Raw genomic sequence first — 19,899 nt, 5'->3', positions numbered from 1 at the left:
TATACTGGCACCCAATCCTCTTATTCGGGCATGTATGAAACTCATCGGTTCCCTCACCAGTCCCTTTGTGCGCAAAGTCCGCGTCGTGATGGCGGACAAGAAGCTCGATTTCAGTTTTGTGCAGGAAAACGTCTGGGCCGCGGAGACTTCCATCGGGCAGGTCAACCCGCTCGGCAAGGTCCCCTGCCTCGTGATGGAAGACGGCAGCACGCTGTACGACTCGCGCGTGATCGCCGAATACCTCGACACCATCTCCCCCGTCTGCAAGCTGCTGCCGCCGAACGGCCGCGACCGCACCGAGGTCAAGGTCTGGGAAGCGCTGGCCGACGGCGTGCTCGATGCCGCCATCCTGGTCTTCATCGAGCGGCGCGACCGCGCCCCCGAGCAGCAGAGCGCGCAGTGGATCGCGCGCCAGCTGGGCAAGGTGGATGCCGGCCTGCGCGAGATGTCCGCCAGGCTGGGCGACTCCGCCTACTGCATGGGCATCCACTACACGCTGGCCGACGTCGCCGTCGGCTGCACGCTGGGCTGGCTCGCCCTGCGCTTCCCCGACATCGACTGGCGCGGCGCGCATCCGAACCTGGCGCGCCTGGCCGACAAACTCGCCGAGCGCGCGTCCTTCCGCGACACCGCGCCTCCCGTCGCGTGAGCGTCCCGGCCCAAGCCCAGGCGAGCAGCGTCGCCACGGTGGTATTCGGCGAAGCGCTGGTCGACGATTTCAGCACCGAGCAGGTGGTCGGCGGCGCGCCCTTCAACGTGGCGCGCCACCTGGCCGCCTTCATGGCGCCGCAGCTGATGCTCACCCGTATCGGCAACGACAAGCCGGGCCTGGCGGTACGCGCCGAATTCGAACGTTTCGCGATGAGCGAAGCCGGCCTGCAGCTCGACCCCCTCGAGGAAACCGGCCGCGTGCTGGTCGAGCGCGGCGCGCGCGGTCACCGCTTCACGATCCTGCCGAACCAGGCCTACGATTTCATCGACCTCGCCCGGGCGCAGGCGGCGCTGGAGAACACCCGGCCCGGCATTTTCTATTTCGGCACCCTGGCCCAGCGCAACGAACGCTCGCGCACCACCCTGATGGCGCTGCTCGGGGCCACGCCGGCGCTGCGCTTCCTCGACCTGAACCTGCGCGAGGGCCAGGTCGAAGAACGCACCGTCACGCGCTCGCTGCAGGAAGCGAACATCGCCAAGGTCAACGAAGAAGAACTGCAGGCGCTGTTCAGCTGGTACTTCCAGATCAAGCCGGACGATCCGGCCCTGGCGGCCGAGGAAGTACGCGCCTCCTGCCAGGCGCTGCTGCAGATGTTTTCGCTCGACGCGCTGATCGTCACGCTGGGGCACCGGGGCTCGGTGTACTTCGGATCGGACGGCGGCGTGATCATGAACCGCGACAATCCGGCGCCGCCGTTCGTCATCGACACGGTGGGAGCGGGGGATGCCTTCTCGGCGATTTTCCTGCTGGGGAAGATGCGCGGCTGGCCGCTGGATGTCAGCCTGGCGCGGGCCAACGAGTTCGCGGGCGCGATCTGCGCCATCTCGGGCGCGGTGCCGCGCGACCTGGGTTTTTACGACCAGTGGATGAGGAAGTGGCGGTAGTGCTGAGCTAGCGAAATTGGGTTCCGGCCTGCGCCGGAACGACGGTCTTGCGCTTGGCGCGCTTGATACCGCTAACGTTCGATTCGTCATGCGCGCCACTGGCGCCCATGACTCCCGGCGCAGGCCGGGATCCAGGTTCACGCAGCGCAGCCTTACTCGCCGATCTGGCTCTGCAGATAATTCTGAATACCCACCTTCACGATCAGGTCCAGCTGGGTCTCCAGCCACTCGATGTGCTCTTCGGTATCCTCGAGGATCATCAGGAACAGGTCGCGGGACACGTAGTCCGCCGCCGCTTCGGCCGCCGCGATGCCTTCCTTGACCGTCACCTGGGCCGCGCGCTCGAGCTTGAGGTCGCATTCCAGCATTTCCTGGGTCGACTCACCGATGAGCAGCTTGTGCAGCGCCTGCAGGTTCGGCAGGCCGTCGAGCATCAGGATGCGGTCGATCAGCTTGTCGGCGTGCTTCATCTCGCCGATCGATTCGTCGTATTCCTTCTTGGCCAGCTTGCCGAAACCCCAGTGGCGGTACATGCGCGCATGCAGGAAATACTGGTTGACCGCGGTGAGCTCGTTGGTCAGCTGCGCGTTGAGCAGCCGGATGATGTTGGGATCGCCCTTCATGGATTGCTTTCGGTGATGTGAACGCCAACATCATAGCAAACCACGGCGGGCGCAGGGGAAGCGCAAGCTGCGCAAATCGCCCGCCCGGGCCAGGGCGGGAGGAAACAGCGCAATGCGCTCAGGCCGCCTGTGGCGTGCGGCGCAGTTCGGTGACGACGGTCTTGCTTTCCAGGTGTTCGTTCAACACTTCGCGCGCATAGCTGACGCACTTGCCGCACATCGTACCCACCCCCAGCTCGCGGTGCAGGTCGGCGACCGAGGAGATGCCGAGGTCGACCGCCTGGCGGATTTCACGGTCGGAGATGTTGTTGCAGACACAGACGATCATCGTTTGGATTCCTTGACGTTTTTGCCAAATAAATGAGAATCAATCTCATTCGTGTTCTATTCTCCGTAAACTCGATCGCGTTTGCAACAGGAATTTCGCGTTTGTGCGCGCTTTCCGTGGTCTGTGATCAAAGCGCAAATAGAAATAATTCGCATTTAGGTTTATGATGCTCATATCTGTCTCATCAGCGCTACACCAGCACATTCCGGACGCGACCATGACCCTAGCCCCGACCCTCACCACGCTCGATGCCCTGCAAGCCGGCCAGAGCGCCACCGTGATCCACCTGGCGCCCACCGCGCAGCAGGGTGGCATCGACGTCCAGCGCCGCCTGATGGAACTCGGTTTCGTGCCGGGCGAGCGCATCCGCATGCTCAAGCGCGGCCTGCCGGGCGGTCCGCTGGCGGTCAAGGTGGGCCAATCGACCTTCGCGCTGCGCCGCTTCGAAGCGGCCCTGGTGTCGATCCAGCCGGAATAAGCGATGGGCGTCATGGAACAACAGGTGGCGTCGCGCACGCCCCTGGTCGCACTGCTCGGCAATCCCAACTGCGGCAAGACCGCCCTGTTCAACCGCCTGACCGGCGCGCGCCAGAAAGTGGCGAACTACGCCGGCGTGACCATCGAACGCAAGGAAGGCAGCTTCACTTCGCCCGACGGGCGCGCCTTCCGCGTGCTGGATCTGCCGGGCGCCTATTCGCTGTCGGCCCAGACCCCGGACGAAGTCATCACCCGCGACGTGATCGGCGGCCTGCGCGCCGGCGAAGCCTCGCCCGATGCGCTGATCTGCGTCGTCAACGCCACCAACCTGCGCCTGAACCTGCGCCTGGTGCTGGAAGTGCGCCGCCTCGGCCTGCCGATGGTGCTGGCGCTGAACATGGTCGACGTCGCGAAGAAGCGCGGCATCGAGATCGACACCGCGAAGCTGTCGCAAGAACTCGGCATGCCGGTGGTCGAGACCGTGGCCATCCACACCGGCGGCGAAGCCGCCCTGCTCGAGCAGCTCGACCGCATGCCCTTCGCCGAGCGCGTCACGCCCCATCCGCTGGCCGCGATCGACGCCGTGCCGGTGGAACAGACCCAGAAGGAAGTGCGCCGCATCCTGGCCGCCACCGTGGCCGATGCCCACGACAAGGGCAACCTGTCGGAATCGATCGACCATGTGATCCTGCACCCGGTCGCCGGCCCGCTGATCCTGGCGGCGCTGATGTTCGTGATCTTCCAGTCGGTGTTCGCCTGGGCAGCGGTGCCGATGGACATGATCAGCGCCGGCGTCGAAGCGATCGGCGCCCAGGTCGGCAGCCTGATGGCGGAAGGGCCGCTGCGCAGCCTGATCGTGGACGGCATCATCGCCGGCGTCGGCAGCGTGCTGGTGTTCCTGCCCCAGATCCTGATCCTGTTCTTCTTCATCCTGCTGCTGGAAGACTGCGGCTACCTGCCGCGCGCGGCCTTCCTGCTGGACCGCATCATGGGCAGTGTCGGCCTGTCGGGCCGCGCCTTCATTCCGCTGCTGTCCTCGTTCGCCTGCGCGATCCCGGGCGTGATGGCGGCGCGCACCATCCAGAACCCGCGCGACCGCCTGGTGACGATCATGATCGCGCCGCTCATGACCTGCTCGGCGCGCCTGCCGGTGTATGCCCTGATCATCGCCGCCTTCATTCCCGACCGCCAGGTCGGCGGCGCCTTCAACCTGCAGGGTCTGGTGCTGTTCGTCCTGTATTTCGCCGGCATCGTCAGCGCCATGGCCGTGGCCTGGTTCCTGAAGGGCCGCGGCGGCTACCACCAGCAGCCGCTGATGCTGGAGCTGCCGGCCTACCACTGGCCGCACCTGCACACGCTGGCGGTCGGCCTGTGGGAGCGCGCCAGGATCTTCCTGACCCGCGTCGGCACCGTGATCCTGACCCTGATGGTCCTGCTCTGGTTCCTGTCGAGCTTCCCGGGCGCGCCGGAAGGCGCGATCCATCCGCCGATCTACTACAGCGTGGCCGGCATGCTGGGCCGCGCCCTGGCGGTGGTGTTCGCGCCGATCGGCTTCGGCTGGGAGATCTGCATCGCCCTGGTCCCGGGCATGGCCGCGCGCGAAGTCGCGGTCGGCGCGCTCGGCACCGTGTACGCGCTGTCGGGCGGCGAAGAAGTGGCCGACGCGCTGGCGCCGGTGATCTCGCAGGCCTGGCCGCTGGCCACCGCGCTGTCGCTGCTGGCCTGGTACGTGTACGCGCCGCAGTGCATCGCCACCCTGTCGGTGGTGCGCCGCGAGACCGGCAGCGTGAAGTACGCCTGGATCATGGCCGGCTACATGTTCGCGCTGGCCTACGCGGCCTCGTTCATCACCTACCGCGTGGCGCTGTACTTCACCGGGGCATAAGGAAACACCATGTGGCAGGAGTTGATCGTCGGAGTGATCGTCGCGCTGGCGGCCCTGTACGCCGGCGCGAAGTACCTGCCAGCCGCCTGGCGCCGCGCTCTCGTGCACCGCTTATCGCGGGGCGGACAGCAGTCCAGGCTGGTGAAATGGCTGGACACCTCGGCCAGCTGCGGCAGCGGCTGCGACAGCTGCAATACCTGCGGCGACGAGCAAGCGGCCGAACCCGTGCCGCCGCCCGGCAGGGGCAACGGCAAGGTCATCAAGATCCACGAGCGGCGCTAGCCGCGCCGGCAGCGCTCAGGGCGCCGTCACGCTGACGACGTGCCAGGCGCCGCCGACGCCGTCGCCGGTCTTGTCTCCCGCTTTCTTGTCCTTCACGAAGGTGTACAGGGGCTTGCCCTTGTACGCCAGTTGCTTCATGCCGTCTTCGCGCGTGACGACCGAATAAGGCGTCGCCGGGACGCCATCGGCCACCACCGGCGGCCAGTTCCTGGCGCAGGTGGCGACGCACGCGCTCTTGCCGCTGTCCGGCGTGTCCTTGTCGTAGATATAGACCGTCATGCCGGCGCTATCGACGAGCACGCCGTTCGCGGTTTTCAAGGGCGCGCTGTCGGCGCCGAGGGCGGTGGCGGAAAACAGCAGGGTGCTGAGGACGGCGGTACTGACGCGAAGCAATTTCATGATGGCCTCCTGGTCGGTCACTGCGTGGGTGGAGGTCCATTCTAGCCCGTGCGCGCGTCCAGGGACGCCACCGCCGCAATCGAACGCCAACCGGCGGGGGCGTCTCCGGGCTCGCGGCGCCGGCAGGCAAGATCGATGCCACGCGCTCCATGCATGGCCTGACGATATCAGCGGCTCGTCCGTGGGCAGGCGCACGACATGCTAAGCTGGCGGCCTGTCGAACAACCACGAAACCACGCCCATGATCGTCGTCCATCACCTGAACAATTCGCGCTCGCAGCGCATCCTGTGGCTGCTCGAAGAACTGGGGCTCGACTACGAGATCAAGAAGTACCAGCGCGATCCGAAGACGATGCTGGCGCCGCCGGAACTGAAGGCGGTGCACCCGCTCGGCAAGTCGCCGGTGATCACCGACGACGGCCCCGGCGAACCCATCGTCGTGGCGGAGTCCGGCGCAATCGTCGAATACCTGACCGGCCGCTACGACAACGGGCGCCTGGTGCCGGCTGCGGGCACGCCGGAGCGCCTGCGCTACACGTACTTTTTGCATTTCGCCGAAGGCTCGGCCATGTCGCCGCTCCTGATGAAGCTGGTGTTCGACAAGGTCGAGAAGGGGCCGATGCCTTTCTTCGCCAAGCCGATCGCGCGTGCGATCGCGCGCAAGGTCAAGGACGGCTTCATCATGCCGAACATCCGCAGCCAGCTCGACTTCCTCGAAGCGGAGCTTGGCAAATCCAGCTGGTTCGCCGGCGAGGAATTCAGCGCCGCCGACATCCAGATGAGCTTTGCGCTGGAAGCGGCCGCCTCGCGCGGGGGACTCGGCAGCCAGTATCCGAAGCTGGCGGCCTTCCTGCAGAAGATCCACGCGCGTCCGGCCTACGGGCGCGCGCTGGAGCGCGGCGGCAAATACGACTACGCATGACAGGCGGGGCGCCGGCCACTTTCTTCGGCGGCGCGCCCGGTTTATCATGACGGCGCCGTATCAACCATTCCACCACCATGAGCAAACAGGGAAAGCTGCTCGCGATCGATGGCCTGAACATCGTGCGCCGCGTCTACGAGGCCAGCCCCGAACCGGATTCCGACCTGAAGGCCGGCATCGCGCTGCGCCATGCGTTCTCGTCCTTTCGCAAGGTGCTGGAAACGCACGCGCCGACCCACGTGCTGGCGGCCTTCGATTACGGCGGCCCCAACTGGCGCCATGCCATCTACCCGCGTTACCGCGAGGGCCGCGCCGCGATGCCGGCGCCGCTGCGCGCGGCCCTGCCCGAGTTCCACGAGCGCCTGCGCCAGGCCGGCCTGCAGGTGCTGGCGGTGCCCGAGGTCGAGGCCGACGACGTGATCGCGACCGGCGTGATGCGCTGGCTGCAGGAAGGGCGGGGCGAGGCGATCGTCGCGACCACCGACAAGGACCTGCACGTCCTGATCGCGCACGGCGCGCTGGTGTGGGACCACTTCAAGAACGAATGGCATGACGACGCCTGGGTGCGCCAGCGCTTCGGCGTGGCGCCCGAACTGCTGCACGACCTGCTGGCGCTGATGGGCGACCCGACCGACGGCGTGCCGGGCGTGTCGAAGATCGGCATGAAGACGGCGGCGCGCCTGCTCAACGCCTACGGCAACCTGGATGCCGTGGTGGCGGGCGCCGGCATCCTCAAGACGCCGCTGGGCGAAAGACTGCGCGCCGAGCGTGAGATACTCGAGATATCGCGCTGCCTGGTGTCGCTCAAGCTGGACGTGCGCCTGGGCGTGACCTGGAACATGCTGGCTTATGAATCGAACTGAAGGGAAGAGGCGATGCTCAAGGCATTGATCGTGGACGGCAGCGCCATCGCGCGCGGCCTGCTCAACACCGTGCTGACCGACGGCGGCTACGAGGTCGTCGCGCAGACCCATACCGGCACGCTGGGCTATGGACTGGCGATGAAGCACCGCCCGCAAATCGTCTGCATCGCGCGCGAGCAGGTCGAGGACGGCAGCCGCATCGTCGAGGAACTGCGCGCCCAGTTGCCGAAGGCGATGGTGTTCATGGTCTCGGGCACGCTCGACGCGGTCGCCATCCAGCAGGCGCTGGGGCGCGGCGTGCATGGCTTCATCGTCAAGCCCTTCAAGGCCGACGCCGTGCTCAAGACGATTCGCAATACCGTGATCGCGGTGGTGCGCAAGCAGCAGGCCGGCGCCGGCAACGCCGGGTAGCCGCGTCGCGCGCGGCCGTTGCGGGCGCTCAGCCGCGCCGCTTGATCTCGTCCGATGCGATCGCCGCGAGCTCGAGCAGGGCGCGCAGTTCGCGCCCGCGCAAGCGGCGCGGCTCGCGGTCCAGCACGCACAGGGTGCCGAAACGCCGGCCCTGCGCATCTTCCAGCGGCACCCCGGCATAGAAGCGCACGTGCGGCGCCTGCGTGACCAGCGGATTGGCGGCGAACCTCACGTCGCCGGCGGCGTCGCCCACCACGAAGGCTTCGCTGGAAGCCAGCGCCTGGTTGCAGAATGCCCATTCGCGCGGCGTTTCCCGCAGGTCGAGGCCGACGCGCGCCTTGAACCACTGGCGCTGCGGGGTCAATACCGTGACCAGGGCCATCGGGCAGTCCGTCACCTGCGCGGCCAGCCGCACCAGGCGGTCGAAGACCTCCTCGGACGGCGTGTCGAGCAGCGCCTGGCTGGACGGCGCCTTCAAGGCCGGCAATGCATGCTCACCCGGGGCGGACGCCATGCCTGCCCCGGCGTCCGGCGCACCAGGATTGCCGGGCGTGTCGCGCTCTGCTTGCCCCTGCTGCTGGCGCTCCTGCAGTTGGCGCACCCCGCTCAGGCGCACACGCCGGTGTCCGCCGGGTGTCTTCCAGGCCGGCAATGCGCCGCTCTCGATCCAGATCTGCACGGTGCTGACGGCAACGCCCAGCAGGCGCGCCGCTTCCCGCGTGGTCAGGATCGGATCATCCTTGCTCATGTTCTGATGTATTTGTGGTCGATCCGGCCATTCTACCGGAAAAGTGCCAATATTTGACGGAAATGATCGCGATAACAAACTATAATTGACTGTGAGCATTACTTTATCGGGGAAACGCTCTATAATCGTCATTTCTGATAAAAACGTGCGCCTTCTCGGGTGTGCGACTGCCAAGGCCGCCATGCATTCAACGTACGACCTGTCGATACAGGAAGCCAGCCGCCTGGACGCCCTGCGTCAGCTGGACTTGCTCGACACCGCTCCCAGCGAAGCCTTCGACCGCATCACGCGCATGGCCGCGCAGCTGCTTGGCTTGCCGATCGCCGCGGTCTCGCTGACCGATACCGACCGCCAGTGGTTCAAGTCGAAGGTGGGCGTCGAGCACAGCGCAATCCCGCGCGTCAAGGCGCCGTGCGCGGCGGTGGCCGACAGCGGCGCCATGCTGGAAGTGCCGGACCTGCTGGAGAGCGCGAGTTTCCGCGACAGCCCGCTGGCCGACAGCGGGGTCCGGTTCTATCTCGGCGCGCCGCTGGTGACGAAGGCCGGCCACTGCCTGGGGGCGATGTGCGTGCTCGGCACCGAGCCGCGCGCCGTCACCGAGGCGGACCGCAGCACGCTCAGCGACCTGGCGGCCATGGTGATGGCGCAGATCGAACTGCAGCATGCGCTGGGCCGGATCGACCCGGTCAGCGGCCTGCCCAACCGGAACCAGTTCGTCAGCGACGTGCGCGACCTCGCCATCGTCAGCGCCCAGGGCTCGCCCCAGCTGGCCGCTCTGGTCAGCCTGGCCACGCCGGAAGAGCTCAGCGATGCGATGCGCGTGATGGGCAGCGCCTGGCTCGACGAGATCGTGCGTGCGGCCGTGCCGGCGCTGCGCCGCCTGGCCGGCGGCGGCAAGATCTACCACGTCGGCCCGACCCAGTTCGCCTTCCTGGCCCCGCTCGGCCTGTCCCTGGCGCGCTTCAGCGGCATGCTGATGGACTGGCTGGCCGCGCGTATGCCGATGGGGCAGGCGGGCTTCCTGACCACCGCCACCGTGGGCCTGGTGCGCTTCGCCGTCGGCCAGGATGCGCCGCTCGACGTGCTGCGCAACCTGCATAGCGCCGCCCACGACGCGCGCGACGCCGAATCCAGCCTGCGGGTGTACTCGCCCGAGCAGGACGCCGCCTATCGCCACCGCTTCTGGCTGATCAGCGAGCTCGGTCGCGCGCTGGCGCAACCGAGCGAACTGCACCTGGTCTTCCAGCCCAAGGTCTCGCTGATCGATGGCAGCTGCCTTGGCGTGGAAGCCCTGCTGCGCTGGAACCATCCGGAGGCCGGCCTGATTCCGCCCGGCGAATTCATGCCGATCGTCGAAACCACCTCGTTGGCGCGCGCCACGACGGAATGGGTGCTGGCGGCAGCCTTGCGCCAGCTGGCGGCCTGGCGCGCGCTCGGCGTGCGCTTGCAGGTGGCGGTGAATGTCTCCGCGGTGAACCTCGAGGAGCCCGACTTCAGCGACCGCGTGCTCGATGGCCTGGCGCAGCACGGCCTGCCGCCTTCCTGCCTGGCGCTGGAGATGACGGAAAGCGCGCTGATGCGCAAACCGAAGGTGGCGCACGAGACGATGGCGCGCCTGGCCCAGGGCGGCGTGAAGATCGCCATCGACGACTTCGGCACCGGCTACAGCAGCCTGTCCTACCTGCAGGACATGCCGGCCGACGTGGTCAAGATCGACCAGTCGTTTGTCCGCGGCATGGAAAAGGACGAGCGCACGCGAGCGCTGGTGACGACCATGATCAAGCTGTCGCATGACCTGGGCTACCGGGTGGTGGGGGAGGGCGTGGAGACGGAAGCGGTGGCGCAGCTGCTGCGCGCGGCGGGCTGCGACGAGGCGCAGGGCTATCTCTATGGGCGCCCGATGGCGCCGGCGGCGGTGGCTACCTGGCTGGCAAGCAGGTAATGTAGGGTGGGCGGGTCTCCCGCCCACGCGTTCAAATCAAGGAAATGCTGCCTGCTCGGCTGTTCTTCTGCTGGCTGAACGCGTGGGCGGCGAAGCCGCCCACCCTACGAAATCAGAAGGCGTTGGCGTCGATGATCCCGCCGCCCAGGCAAACATCGCCGTCGTACAGCACGGCCGACTGCCCCGGCGTCACCGCCCACTGCGGTTCGTCGAAATCGAGAGAGAAGCGCGCCATCCCATCGGCGCGCACGGTGCAGGCCACGTCGGCCTGGCGGTAGCGGGTCTTGGCCGACAGCACGCGGCCTTCGCCTGGCGGGGCCGGCGGCTCGCCCGCGGTCCAGCTGGCCTGGCCGGCTTCCAGGCGCGGCGACAGCAGCCACGGGTGATCGTGTCCCTGCACGATGTAGAGCGTGTTGGTGGCCACGTCCTTGCGCGCCACGAACCACGGCTCGCTGGTGCCGTCCGCGTTCTTGCGCGATTTCAGGCCGCCGATCCCGATGCCCTTGCGCTGGCCCAGGGTGTAGAAGGACAGGCCGATGTGCTCGCCCACGGTCTCGCCGGTGTCGAGCTTCATCGGGCCCGGCTTGTGCGAGAGGTAGCGGTTCAGGAATTCACGGAAAGGGCGCTCGCCGATGAAGCAGATGCCGGTCGAGTCCTTCTTCTGCGCGTTGGGCAGGCCGAGCCGCTCGGCGATCTGGCGCACCTCGGTCTTCGGAATCTCGCCCAGCGGGAACAGCGACTTCGACAGCTGGGCCTGGTTCAGGCGGTGCAGGAAGTAACTCTGGTCCTTGGTGTGATCGAGGGCCTTCAGTAATTCGAAGCGGCCGTCGTTCTCGCGCACGCGCGCATAGTGGCCGGTCGCGATCAGGTCGGCGCCGAGCTTCATGGCATGGTCGAGGAAGGCCTTGAACTTGATCTCGGCATTGCACAGCACGTCCGGGTTCGGGGTACGGCCGGCCTGGTATTCGCGCAGGAATTCCGAGAACACGCGGTCCTTGTATTCGGCGGCGAAGTTGACCGCTTCGATGTCCACGCCAACCACGTCGGCCACGCTGGCCGCGTCGATCCAGTCCTGGCGCGTCGAGCAGTATTCGGAGTCGTCGTCGTCTTCCCAGTTTTTCATGAACAGGCCGATGACTTCGTAGCCCTGTTCCTTCAGCATCCACGCCGCGACCGAGGAGTCGACACCGCCCGACATCCCGATCACGACTTTTTTCTTGCTCATTTCAATTCCAATTTAAGTAATGGGACATCGGGAAACCGTCGCAGCAGGTTTGCCGATGTTCCATCAGATACCGCCTTCGAAGACCGACGGGTGGGTGTACAGCAGGTGCAGCGGGGTACGGCGGCCGGCCAGGTAGTCGTCCACGCACTGCAGCACGATCGGGCTGCGGTGGCGCTCGGCGGTGGCGGCGATCTCGTCGCGCGTCATCCACATGGTGCGCAGGATGCCGTCGTCGAGCGGCTGGTCCAGTTCGCGGCCGGCGTGGCCGCAGAAGGTGAAGCGCAGGTAGGTGACGTCGGCGCCGCGCGATTTCGAGTAGTAACGCGACATGTACATGCCCACCAGCCCGGTCGGGATGAACTCGTGCGCGGTTTCCTCCAGCGCCTCGCGCACCACCGCCTGTTCGAGCGACTCGTGCGGGTCGAGGTGGCCGGCCGGCTGGTTCAGCTTCACGCCTTCGCTCGTCTCTTCCTCGATCAGCAGGAAACGTCCATCGCGCTCGATGATCGCAGCGACGGTCACGGATGGTTTGAAGATGTCGGTCATGCGCGTCCTTGAAAATGAGCCGACATTCTACCTTGACAGATGGCATCTCTGCTCATCCCTCGACGCTACGGTGTGCTTGCCTGTCGTTAAATCGCCTTGATTTACTGCAAACAATTGGTCCTTGGTGCTAGCCGGCCTGTAAGGTTTTCGCGAGAATCAAGCATTAAGTTTTTAGTATTTGTTTTTCAGCAACTCTCATGCGCACTTGATATAAATACATGTTAGATTGTGGACAGATGTGTCCATTGAACGGAGGGATTCATGAGAATTGGCATACCGGCCGAGACCAGGCCGGGCGAGACCCGCGTTGCTGCAACTCCCGAAACCGTCAAGAAACTGGCCGCACGCCATCAGGTGCTGGTGGAAAGCGGTGCCGGCGTGCGTGCTTCGTATCCGGACTCCGCCTATGAGGCGGCCGGCGCCGCCATCGTCGACGCCGCCGCCGCCTTCGGCGCCGAGATGGTGCTCAAGGTACGCAGCCCCGACAACGCCGAGCGCGAGCGCATGCGGCCGGGCAGCGTGCTGGTCGGCATGCTCAATCCCTTCGATACCGAGAACCTGGCGCTGCTCGCCGGCGCCGGCCTGAGCGCCTTCGCGCTCGAGGCCGCGCCGCGCATCACGCGCGCCCAGTCGATGGACGTGCTGTCGAGCCAAGCCAACATCGCCGGCTACAAGGCGGTGATGCTGGCCGCGAACACCTACCAGCGCTTCATGCCGATGCTGATGACGGCCGCCGGCACGGTCAAGGCGGCGCGCGTGCTGATCATGGGCGTGGGGGTGGCCGGCCTGCAGGCCATCGCCACCGCCAAGCGCCTGGGCGCCGTGATCGAAGCTTCCGACGTGCGCCCGCCGGTGAAGGAACAGGTGGAATCGCTCGGCGCCAAGTTCATCGACGTGCCCTACGAGACCGACGAGGAGCGCGAGATCGCCAAAGGCGTGGGCGGCTATGCGCGGCCGATGCCGGCAGCGTGGATGCAGCGCCAGGCGGCGCTGGTGCACGAGCGCGCCAGGCAGGCCGACATCATCATCACCACCGCCCTGATCCCGGGCCGCAGGGCGCCGGTCCTGATTTCCGAAGAGACGGTGCAGGCCATGAAGCCGGGCTCGGTCATCGTCGACATGGCGGTCGAGCAGGGCGGCAACTGCCCGCTGACGGAACTGGGCCGCACGGTAATCAAGCACGGGGTGCATATCATCGGCGAGCCGAACCTGGCGTCGATGGTGGCGGCCGACGCCTCGGCCCTGTACGCGCGCAACGTGCTGGATTTCCTCAAGCTGGTCATCGACAAGGAAGACAGGTTCGTGATCGACCGCGAGGACGAGATCGTGCGCGCCACCCTGGTGTGCGCGGACGGCGCCGTGTTGCGTACTTAAGAACAGACCCGAGGAGCGAAGCATGGACATCAGCCATACCATCATCAACCTGATCATCTTCGTGCTGGCCATCTATGTCGGCTACCACGTGGTCTGGAACGTCACCCCCGCACTGCACACGCCGCTGATGGCGGTCACCAACGCGATCTCGGCCATCATCATCGTCGGCGCCATGCTGGCCGCCGGCCTCACCGAAGGACTGGCCGGGCAAGTGGCCGGCACCATCGCGGTGGCGCTGGCCGCCGTGAACGTCTTCGGCGGGTTCATGGTCACGCGCCGCATGCTCGAAATGTTCAAGAAGAAGGAGCCGAAACGGTCCGCCGATCCGGCCGCCAAGACCACTGCAACGGAGAAGCGCGCATGAATTTCATCAGCATGAACCTCGTGACGCTGTTCTACCTGGTGGCCTCGGTCTGCTTCATCCAGGCGCTCAAGGGCCTGTCCTCGCCGTCGACGGCGCGCATCGGCAACAGCTTCGGCATGGCCGGCATGGCGATCGCGGTCGTCACCACCATTGCCCTGATGCTCAAGCTGCAGGCCGAGCTTGCCACCGGAAGCGGCATGGGCTTCACCCTGGTGCTGCTGGGCGTGGTGGTCGGCGGCGCGATCGGCGCGGTGGCGGCAAAAAAGGTCGAGATGACCAAGATGCCGGAACTGGTCGCGGCCATGCACTCGCTGATCGGCCTGGCCGCCGTGTGCATCGCGATCGCCGCGGTGTCCGAGCCCTGGGCCTTCAATATCGCCACCCGCGATACCCCGCTCCCCTTCGGCAACCGGCTCGAACTGTTCATCGGCACCTTTGTCGGCGCGGTGACCTTTTCGGGTTCGGTGATCGCCTTCGGCAAGCTGTCGGGCAAATACAAGTTCCGCCTGTTCCAGGGCGCGCCGGTGCGCTTCGCCGGGCAGCACATCCTGAACCTGGTGCTGGCGATCGCGATCGTCGCGCTGGGCCTGGTGTTCTGCTTCGCCGACGGCGTCGCGCCCAGCTGGACGCCGTTCATCATCATGGCCGCGCTGTCCTTCGTGCTGGGCGTGCTGATCATCATTCCGATCGGCGGCGCCGACATGCCGGTGGTGGTGTCGATGCTGAACTCGTACTCGGGCTGGGCGGCGGCAGGCATCGGCTTCTCGCTGAACAATGCGATGCTGATCATCGCCGGCTCGCTGGTGGGGTCGAGCGGCGCGATCCTCTCGTACATCATGTGCAAGGCGATGAACCGCTCCTTCTTCAACGTGATCCTGGGCGGCTTCGGCGGCGAGGCCGTGGTCGACGATGGCGGCGCCAGGGAACAGCGGCCGGTCAAGTCCGGCTCGGCCGACGACGCCGCCTTCATCCTGCAGAACGCGGAATCGGTGATCATCGTCCCCGGCTACGGCCTGGCGGTGGCGCGCGCCCAGCACTCGGTGAAGGAACTGGTCGACAAGCTGATCGCGCACGGGGTGCAGGTGCGCTACGCGATCCACCCGGTGGCGGGCCGCATGCCGGGCCACATGAACGTGCTGCTGGCCGAGGCCGAGGTGCCGTACGACCAGGTGGTCGAGATGGAAGACATCAATGGCGAGTTCGGCCAGACCGACGTGGTGCTGGTGCTGGGCGCGAACGACGTGGTGAACCCGGCGGCGAAAGATCCGAAGTCGCCGATCGCCGGCATGCCGATCCTGGAAGCGTACAAGGCCAAGAGCATCATCGTGAATAAACGCTCGATGGCGTCCGGCTATGCCGGCCTGGACAACGACCTGTTCTACCAGCCGAACACGATGATGGTGTTCGGCGACGCCAAGAAGGTGATCGAATCGATGGTCAAGGCGGTCGAGTAGCAGGGTGGCGGGTCTGCCTGTCCCGTAGGGTGTACGGCGAAGCCGTACACCCTACAAAAACATATGCTAGCGGCGGCCAAACATCATCAGCTCGGCCAGCAGCAGGCGCGCCGGCTTGAGCACATCCAGCGCCGCCAATGACAGCCCGAGCAGCGGCTGCAGCGGGCCGCTGCCGGTAAAGGCGCGCGCCATGGTGTCGGTCAGCGAGATCGTCAGGCGGCGGTCCTGCGCGCGTTCGGCCATGAAAGCATCGACCGCGCCCGGGGTGGCGCCGCGCCCAAGCTGGCGCGCCAGCACGGCGGCGTCGCGCAGGCCCAGGTTCAGGCCCTGTCCCGCCACCGGGTGCAGGGTTTGCGCGGCGTTGCCGATCGCGACCGTGCGGGCGGTGGCGCGCGCTTCGGCGTTCAGGCCGAGCGGGAAGGCCACGCGCGGCGAGGCCGCCGTGAATGTTCCGAGGCGGGTGCCGAAGGCCTCGCCCAATTGCGCAAGAAAAGCGGCATCGTCGAGCAGCTGGACGTCGGTCGCACGCTCCGGCGTCATGCACCACACCAGCGCATATTGATGACCATCATGGTGGGGGCCGGCGCCATCCTGCGGCAGCAGCGCCAGCGGACCCTCGTCGGTGAAGCGCTCGAAGGCGCGGTGGGCGACAGGCGCGCTCACGCTCACGCGCGCGATCAGGGCCGTCTGGCCGTAGTCGCGCTGCTGCGCCAGGCCCGCCTGCTGGCCGAACACGCCGCCCTCGGCCTGCACCGCCAGCTGCGCGAACACGCTGCGGCCGTCGTCCAGGCGCAGCTGCACGCCATCGTGTTCCTCGTCGAAGGCCGCGACCCGGGCCGGGCGCAAGGTGGCGACGCCGGCCTTGTCGCAGGCGCGCGCCAGTGCGTCCACCACGTCGCCGTAGCGCGCCACGTAGCCCAGCGCCGGCAGCTTGTGTTCGGCGCGGTCCATCAGGCTGCGGCCCAGCTGGCCGCGGCGCGAGACGTGGATCTCGTGGATCGGCGTGGCCGGCAGTGGCCAGGCCCGCACTTCTTCCAGCAACTGCACGCTGCCCCAGGACAGCGCGATCGAGCGCGGGTCGGTAATCGCCTGGCCCAGCGACTTGCCGTCGATCAGGGCGATCCGTTTGCCGTCCACGCCACGGCGGACCAGGAAGGCGGCCAGCGCCAGTCCCACCGGGCCGGCGCCGCAGATTGCCACATCGACTTCGAGGCGTTCATCCGTCATTCAAGCGCTCCTCCATCAGCTTTTCAATGTCCGCAACCGTCTTCGGTGCGGCGCCGGACAGCACCCGGCAGCCGTCATCCAGCACGATCACGTCGTCCTCGACCCGGATGCCGATGTTCCAGTACTGCTCCGGCACGCCTTCGGCCGGGCGCACATACATGCCCGGCTCGACCGTCAGCGCCATGCCCGGCAGCAGGGGCCGCGAAGGCCGCTCGGCCGCGCCCAGGTCGCGATACGGTCCGACGTCATGCACATCCATCCCGAGCCAGTGGCCGGTGCCGTGCATGTAGAACTGCAGGTGCGCCTTGTCGGCGACCGCATCTTCAGGCGAGCCGTATTTCGCCTTGTCGAGCAGGCCCAGGTCGAGCATGCCGGCGGCCAGCACCCGCACCGCCGCCTCGTGCATGGCGCTGTAGGGGCGGCCGGGTGCGATCGCGGCGAGCGCGGCTTCCTGCGCCTGCAGCACCAGCTCGTACAAGGCTTTCTGCGGTTCGCTGAAACGCCCATTCACCGGCCAGGTGCGCGTGATGTCCGAGGCGTAGCCATCGAACTCGCAGCCGGCGTCGACCAGCACCAGCTCGCCCTCGCGGCATTGGCGATTGTTCTGGTTGTAGTGCAGCACGCAGGCGTTGCTGCCGGCGGCGACGATCGGGGTATAGGCCGGGAACTGGGCGCCGTGGCGGCGGAATTCGTGCAGCAGCTCGGCCTCGATCTCGTACTCGAACACGCCGGGACGGGTAAAGCGCATCGCGCGCGCATGGGCGCCGGCGGCGATGCCGGCCGCGCGTGCCATCAGGTCCTGTTCGTCGGCATCCTTGAGCAGGCGCATCTCGTCGAGGATGCCGAGCAGGTGGTGGGTGGTGCCGGGCGCCGCGATGCCGCTGCGGCCCTGGGCGCGCACCGCCTTGAGCCAGCCGCCGACCTGGGCGTCGAGCGCGGCGCTGTGGCCGAGCGCGTAGTACAGCGCCGGCGCATTGGCCAGCAGCTTGCCCATTTGGGCGTCGAGTTCGCTGATCGGAAACGCTTCGTCGAAGCCGAATGCCAGGCGCGCGGCTTCCGGGCCGTAGCGGTAGCCGTCCCAGATCTCGCGTTCCAGGTTCTTCTCGCGGCAGAACAGGATCGCGCGTGCCGCCGCGTCGCCGCCTGGCGCGACGAGCACCAGCAGGCTTTCCGGTTCGGTGAAGCCGGTCAGGTAATAGAAATAGCTGTCGTGCCGGTAGGGATACTCGCTGTCGCCGTTGCGCAGGACTTCCGGGGCGGTGGCCAGCACCGCGACCGATCCCGGCTGCATGCGCGCCGCCAGGCGCGCACGGCGTTCGATACAGGACGCGACGGACGCGGTCATGACCCCGGGTGCAGTCATGAACCTGTTTTGGCCGCACCCAGCGGCGCGTTGAGTTCTTCGAGCTGGTGCGCGGTGCCGACGTTGACCCATGGTCCCTGGTACAGCTCGCCGCCGACGCGGCCCTGCTCGATGAACTTGCGCATCAGGGGGCCGAACTTGACGAAGTCGCCGGCCTCGATGCCGTCGAACATCTCGGGACGGTAGACGCCGATGCCGGCAAAATTCCACTTCACCTGGCCTTCGTTGCGCAGCGTGTACATGTCGAGCGCGAAGTCGCCGTCCGGGTTGTGCCAGGGGTTCGGCGTCAGCCACAGCCAGGCGATGTCGCGCTTGTCGGGCGGGTAGGGAATGCCCAGCATGTCCTTGTCCTTCAGGACGTCGACCACCTGCGAAAAGTCGAAGTAGGGCGCGTAGATGTCGCCCGACACCGCGAGGAAAGGCTCGTCGCCCAGCAGGTGCAGCGCATTGGCGATGCCGCCCGCGGTCTCGAGCGGGGTCGGCTCGTGCGAGTACACGATGCGCGCGCCGTACCTGCTGCCGTCGCCGAGTTCTTCCTCGATCATGTGGCCGAGGTGCGAGTGGTTGATGACGATGTCCTTGATCCCGGCGCGCACCAGGTTCAGCACGTGGTAGGTGATCATCGGCCGTCCGCGCACCTTGAGCAGCGGCTTGGGGCAGGCGTCCGTGAGCGGGCGCATGCGCTCGCCGCGGCCGGCGGCGAAAATCATGGCTTTCATGAAAAGGGAATCGTCCTCAGAAGGTGTAGCCGACCGCCGGCGCCTTGTCCTCGAGCGCGTCGAGGAGGCGGAGCAGCGGTTTCAGTTCGGTGTAGCGGTTGGCGGTGCGGCGCACGTAGTTCATCACGGTCGGCAGGTCGCCCAGGTAGTGCGGCTTGTTGTCGCGGTAGTTCAGGCGGCAGAAGATGCCGAGGATCTTCAGGTGGCGCTGCAGGGCCATGAATTCGAAGTCGCGGTAGAAGGCGTCGATGTCCGGGTTGACCGGCAGGCCGACCTGTTTGGCGCTCTGCCAGTAGCGCACCACCCAGTCCAGCACGATCTCTTCGTCCCACTGGATGTAGGCGTCGCGCAGCAGCGAGCCGAGGTCGTAGGTGATCGGGCCGTAGACCGCGTCCTGGAAGTCGAGCACGCCGGGGTTGCCCTGCTCGAGCCACATCAGGTTGCGCGAATGGAAATCGCGGTGCATGTAGACCTGCTGCTGCGCCAGCACGTTGGACGTGATCGCCTCGAACACCTTGTCCAGCTGTTCCTGCTGCTTGGCGTCGAGCTGCACGCCCAGGTGGCGCTCGATGAACCATTCCGGGAACAGGTTCATCTCGCGCAGCACGAAGGCGCGGTCGAACTCCGGCAGCTTGCCGGGCTCGCTGGCAAGCTGGAACTTGAGCAGGGCGTCGACCGCGTCCGAGTACATGAAGGCGGCATTGTCCGAATCCAGGCGCTGCAGGTAGGTGGTCACGCCGTGGTCGGACAGCAGCAGGAACCCGCTATCGACCTTGCGGTCGACGATGGCCGGCACCGTGACGCCGGCGTCCAGCAGCAGTCCCTGCACGTGGATGTAGGCCGGCACGTTCTCGCGCTCCGGCGGCGCATCCATGGCCACGAGGGTGGCGCCGAGTTTCTCGCGCATGCCTGGAACAACGTCGTAGCGGAAATAGCGTCGGAAGCTGGCATCCGCGGACGCCGGGCGGCCGCTTTCCACTTCCACCAGGCCGGTCGAGGCCAGCCATTCTGTCAATTGCTGCAGGCGTGCGTCGGAGCCCGTGGAAGTGGAGGAGTTTTGATACAAAGAAGACATGAAGCGGCCTGGTGAATCCGGTTGGTTGAGCTAATTCCCATATAATAAGGGATTCATTCCAAAAATACCGCCCTTT

General features: G+C 66.6%; 22 protein-coding genes. 12 read left to right on the top strand and 10 right to left on the bottom strand.

Annotation, left to right across the window (positions count from 1 at the left end):
- Positions 1-34: 34 nt before the first annotated feature.
- Positions 35-649, top strand: coding sequence for a glutathione S-transferase N-terminal domain-containing protein (locus IM543_22735; GenBank protein ID QOY94261.1), 615 nt, complete (start codon positions 35-37; stop codon positions 647-649).
- Entirely contained in the window at positions 646-1,596 is a 951-nt protein-coding gene (locus IM543_22730) for a fructokinase (GenBank protein ID QOY94260.1), read from the top strand. The genes IM543_22735 and IM543_22730 overlap by 4 nt, the downstream gene beginning before the upstream one ends.
- A gap of 152 nt (positions 1,597-1,748) precedes the next feature.
- On the opposite strand, the gene bfr is transcribed toward IM543_22730, so the two are convergent.
- Positions 1,749-2,219: a bacterioferritin gene (gene bfr, locus IM543_22725; GenBank protein QOY94259.1), complete on the bottom strand. Its 471-nt coding sequence runs from the start codon at positions 2,217-2,219 to the stop codon at positions 1,749-1,751.
- A gap of 118 nt (positions 2,220-2,337) precedes the next feature.
- A complete protein-coding gene (locus IM543_22720) occupies positions 2,338-2,547 on the bottom strand; it encodes a bacterioferritin-associated ferredoxin (protein QOY94258.1) in 210 nt (69 codons plus the stop codon).
- Positions 2,548-2,764: 217 nt separating this feature from the next.
- On the opposite strand from IM543_22720, the gene IM543_22715 reads away from it, so the two are divergent.
- From IM543_22715 to IM543_22705, 3 genes are read left to right on the top strand one after another with little or no spacing between them, the layout of a single operon-like run.
- Positions 2,765-3,025 carry a ferrous iron transport protein A gene (locus IM543_22715; GenBank protein QOY94257.1) on the top strand — a complete coding sequence of 87 codons (261 nt, stop codon included), beginning with the start codon at positions 2,765-2,767 and terminating at the stop codon, positions 3,023-3,025.
- A 3-nt stretch (positions 3,026-3,028) separates the two neighbouring features.
- Complete coding sequence (locus IM543_22710) at positions 3,029-4,909, top strand: ferrous iron transporter B (GenBank protein QOY94256.1); 1,881 nt, start codon at positions 3,029-3,031, stop codon at positions 4,907-4,909.
- Between the two features lie 9 nt (positions 4,910-4,918).
- Positions 4,919-5,191 carry a hypothetical protein gene (locus IM543_22705; GenBank protein QOY94255.1) on the top strand — a complete coding sequence of 91 codons (273 nt, stop codon included), beginning with the start codon at positions 4,919-4,921 and terminating at the stop codon, positions 5,189-5,191.
- Positions 5,192-5,206: 15 nt separating this feature from the next.
- Here the strand turns inward: IM543_22705 and IM543_22700 are convergent, their stop codons facing one another.
- Positions 5,207-5,590 carry a hypothetical protein gene (locus IM543_22700; GenBank protein ID QOY94254.1) on the bottom strand — a complete coding sequence of 128 codons (384 nt, stop codon included), beginning with the start codon at positions 5,588-5,590 and terminating at the stop codon, positions 5,207-5,209.
- A 241-nt stretch (positions 5,591-5,831) separates the two neighbouring features.
- Here IM543_22700 and IM543_22695 point away from each other — a divergent pair, with 241 nt between their 5' ends.
- From IM543_22695 to IM543_22685, 3 genes are all read left to right on the top strand, one after another.
- Positions 5,832-6,512, top strand: a complete 681-nt coding sequence (locus IM543_22695) for a glutathione S-transferase (GenBank protein ID QOY94253.1) — start codon at positions 5,832-5,834, stop codon at positions 6,510-6,512.
- A 77-nt stretch (positions 6,513-6,589) separates the two neighbouring features.
- Positions 6,590-7,375, top strand: coding sequence for a 5'-3' exonuclease (locus IM543_22690; protein QOY94252.1), 786 nt, complete (start codon positions 6,590-6,592; stop codon positions 7,373-7,375).
- Positions 7,376-7,387: 12 nt separating this feature from the next.
- The gene (locus IM543_22685) at positions 7,388-7,786 is read left to right on the top strand and encodes a response regulator (GenBank protein ID QOY94251.1); all 399 of its coding nucleotides are present in this window, start codon (positions 7,388-7,390) and stop codon (positions 7,784-7,786) included.
- Positions 7,787-7,814: 28 nt separating this feature from the next.
- Here IM543_22685 and IM543_22680 read toward each other — a convergent pair whose 3' ends face one another.
- Complete coding sequence (locus tag IM543_22680; GenBank protein QOY94250.1) at positions 7,815-8,534, bottom strand: excisionase family DNA-binding protein; 720 nt, start codon at positions 8,532-8,534, stop codon at positions 7,815-7,817.
- Between the two features lie 181 nt (positions 8,535-8,715).
- Between IM543_22680 and IM543_22675 the strand changes: the two genes are divergently transcribed.
- A complete protein-coding gene (locus tag IM543_22675; GenBank protein ID QOY94249.1) occupies positions 8,716-10,476 on the top strand; it encodes an EAL domain-containing protein in 1,761 nt (586 codons plus the stop codon).
- A gap of 112 nt (positions 10,477-10,588) precedes the next feature.
- Here IM543_22675 and mnmA read toward each other — a convergent pair whose 3' ends face one another.
- Entirely contained in the window at positions 10,589-11,701 is a 1,113-nt protein-coding gene (gene mnmA / locus IM543_22670; protein QOY94248.1) for a tRNA 2-thiouridine(34) synthase MnmA, read from the bottom strand.
- A gap of 63 nt (positions 11,702-11,764) precedes the next feature.
- Complete coding sequence (locus IM543_22665; GenBank protein QOY94247.1) at positions 11,765-12,247, bottom strand: NUDIX hydrolase; 483 nt, start codon at positions 12,245-12,247, stop codon at positions 11,765-11,767.
- Between the two features lie 261 nt (positions 12,248-12,508).
- Here IM543_22665 and IM543_22660 point away from each other — a divergent pair, with 261 nt between their 5' ends.
- The 3 genes from IM543_22660 to IM543_22650 are packed head-to-tail and all read left to right on the top strand — an operon-like array spanning position 12,509 to position 15,439.
- Entirely contained in the window at positions 12,509-13,621 is a 1,113-nt protein-coding gene (locus tag IM543_22660) for a Re/Si-specific NAD(P)(+) transhydrogenase subunit alpha (protein QOY94246.1), read from the top strand.
- 22 nt (positions 13,622-13,643) lie between these two features.
- A complete protein-coding gene (locus IM543_22655) occupies positions 13,644-13,985 on the top strand; it encodes an NAD(P) transhydrogenase subunit alpha (GenBank protein QOY94245.1) in 342 nt (113 codons plus the stop codon).
- The gene (locus IM543_22650; GenBank protein QOY94244.1) at positions 13,982-15,439 is read left to right on the top strand and encodes an NAD(P)(+) transhydrogenase (Re/Si-specific) subunit beta; all 1,458 of its coding nucleotides are present in this window, start codon (positions 13,982-13,984) and stop codon (positions 15,437-15,439) included. Before IM543_22655 ends, IM543_22650 begins: the two co-directional genes overlap by 4 nt.
- 66 nt (positions 15,440-15,505) lie before the next feature.
- Here the strand turns inward: IM543_22650 and IM543_22645 are convergent, their stop codons facing one another.
- Genes IM543_22645 through IM543_22630 form a run of 4 tightly spaced genes read right to left on the bottom strand, consistent with a single transcriptional unit; the run spans position 15,506 to position 19,823 of the window.
- Positions 15,506-16,666 (bottom strand): FAD-dependent monooxygenase, encoded by a 1,161-nt coding sequence (locus tag IM543_22645; GenBank protein QOY94243.1) that lies wholly within the window; start codon positions 16,664-16,666, stop codon positions 15,506-15,508.
- Entirely contained in the window at positions 16,656-18,011 is a 1,356-nt protein-coding gene (pepP, locus tag IM543_22640; GenBank protein ID QOY96825.1) for a Xaa-Pro aminopeptidase, read from the bottom strand. Before pepP ends, IM543_22645 begins: the two co-directional genes overlap by 11 nt.
- Before the next feature lie 14 nt (positions 18,012-18,025).
- Positions 18,026-18,748 carry a nucleotidyltransferase family protein gene (locus IM543_22635; GenBank protein QOY94242.1) on the bottom strand — a complete coding sequence of 241 codons (723 nt, stop codon included), beginning with the start codon at positions 18,746-18,748 and terminating at the stop codon, positions 18,026-18,028.
- Positions 18,749-18,764: 16 nt separating this feature from the next.
- Positions 18,765-19,823: a phosphotransferase gene (locus IM543_22630; protein QOY94241.1), complete on the bottom strand. Its 1,059-nt coding sequence runs from the start codon at positions 19,821-19,823 to the stop codon at positions 18,765-18,767.
- Positions 19,824-19,899 lie beyond the last annotated feature (76 nt).

Origin of the sequence: Massilia sp. UMI-21, from assembly GCA_015277795.1 — a bacterium.
In the GTDB taxonomy this organism is placed as follows: domain Bacteria; phylum Pseudomonadota; class Gammaproteobacteria; order Burkholderiales; family Burkholderiaceae_D; genus Telluria.
The sequence above is the reverse complement of the archived record's forward strand: the minus strand, read 5'-3'. Positions and strand labels throughout refer to the sequence as shown.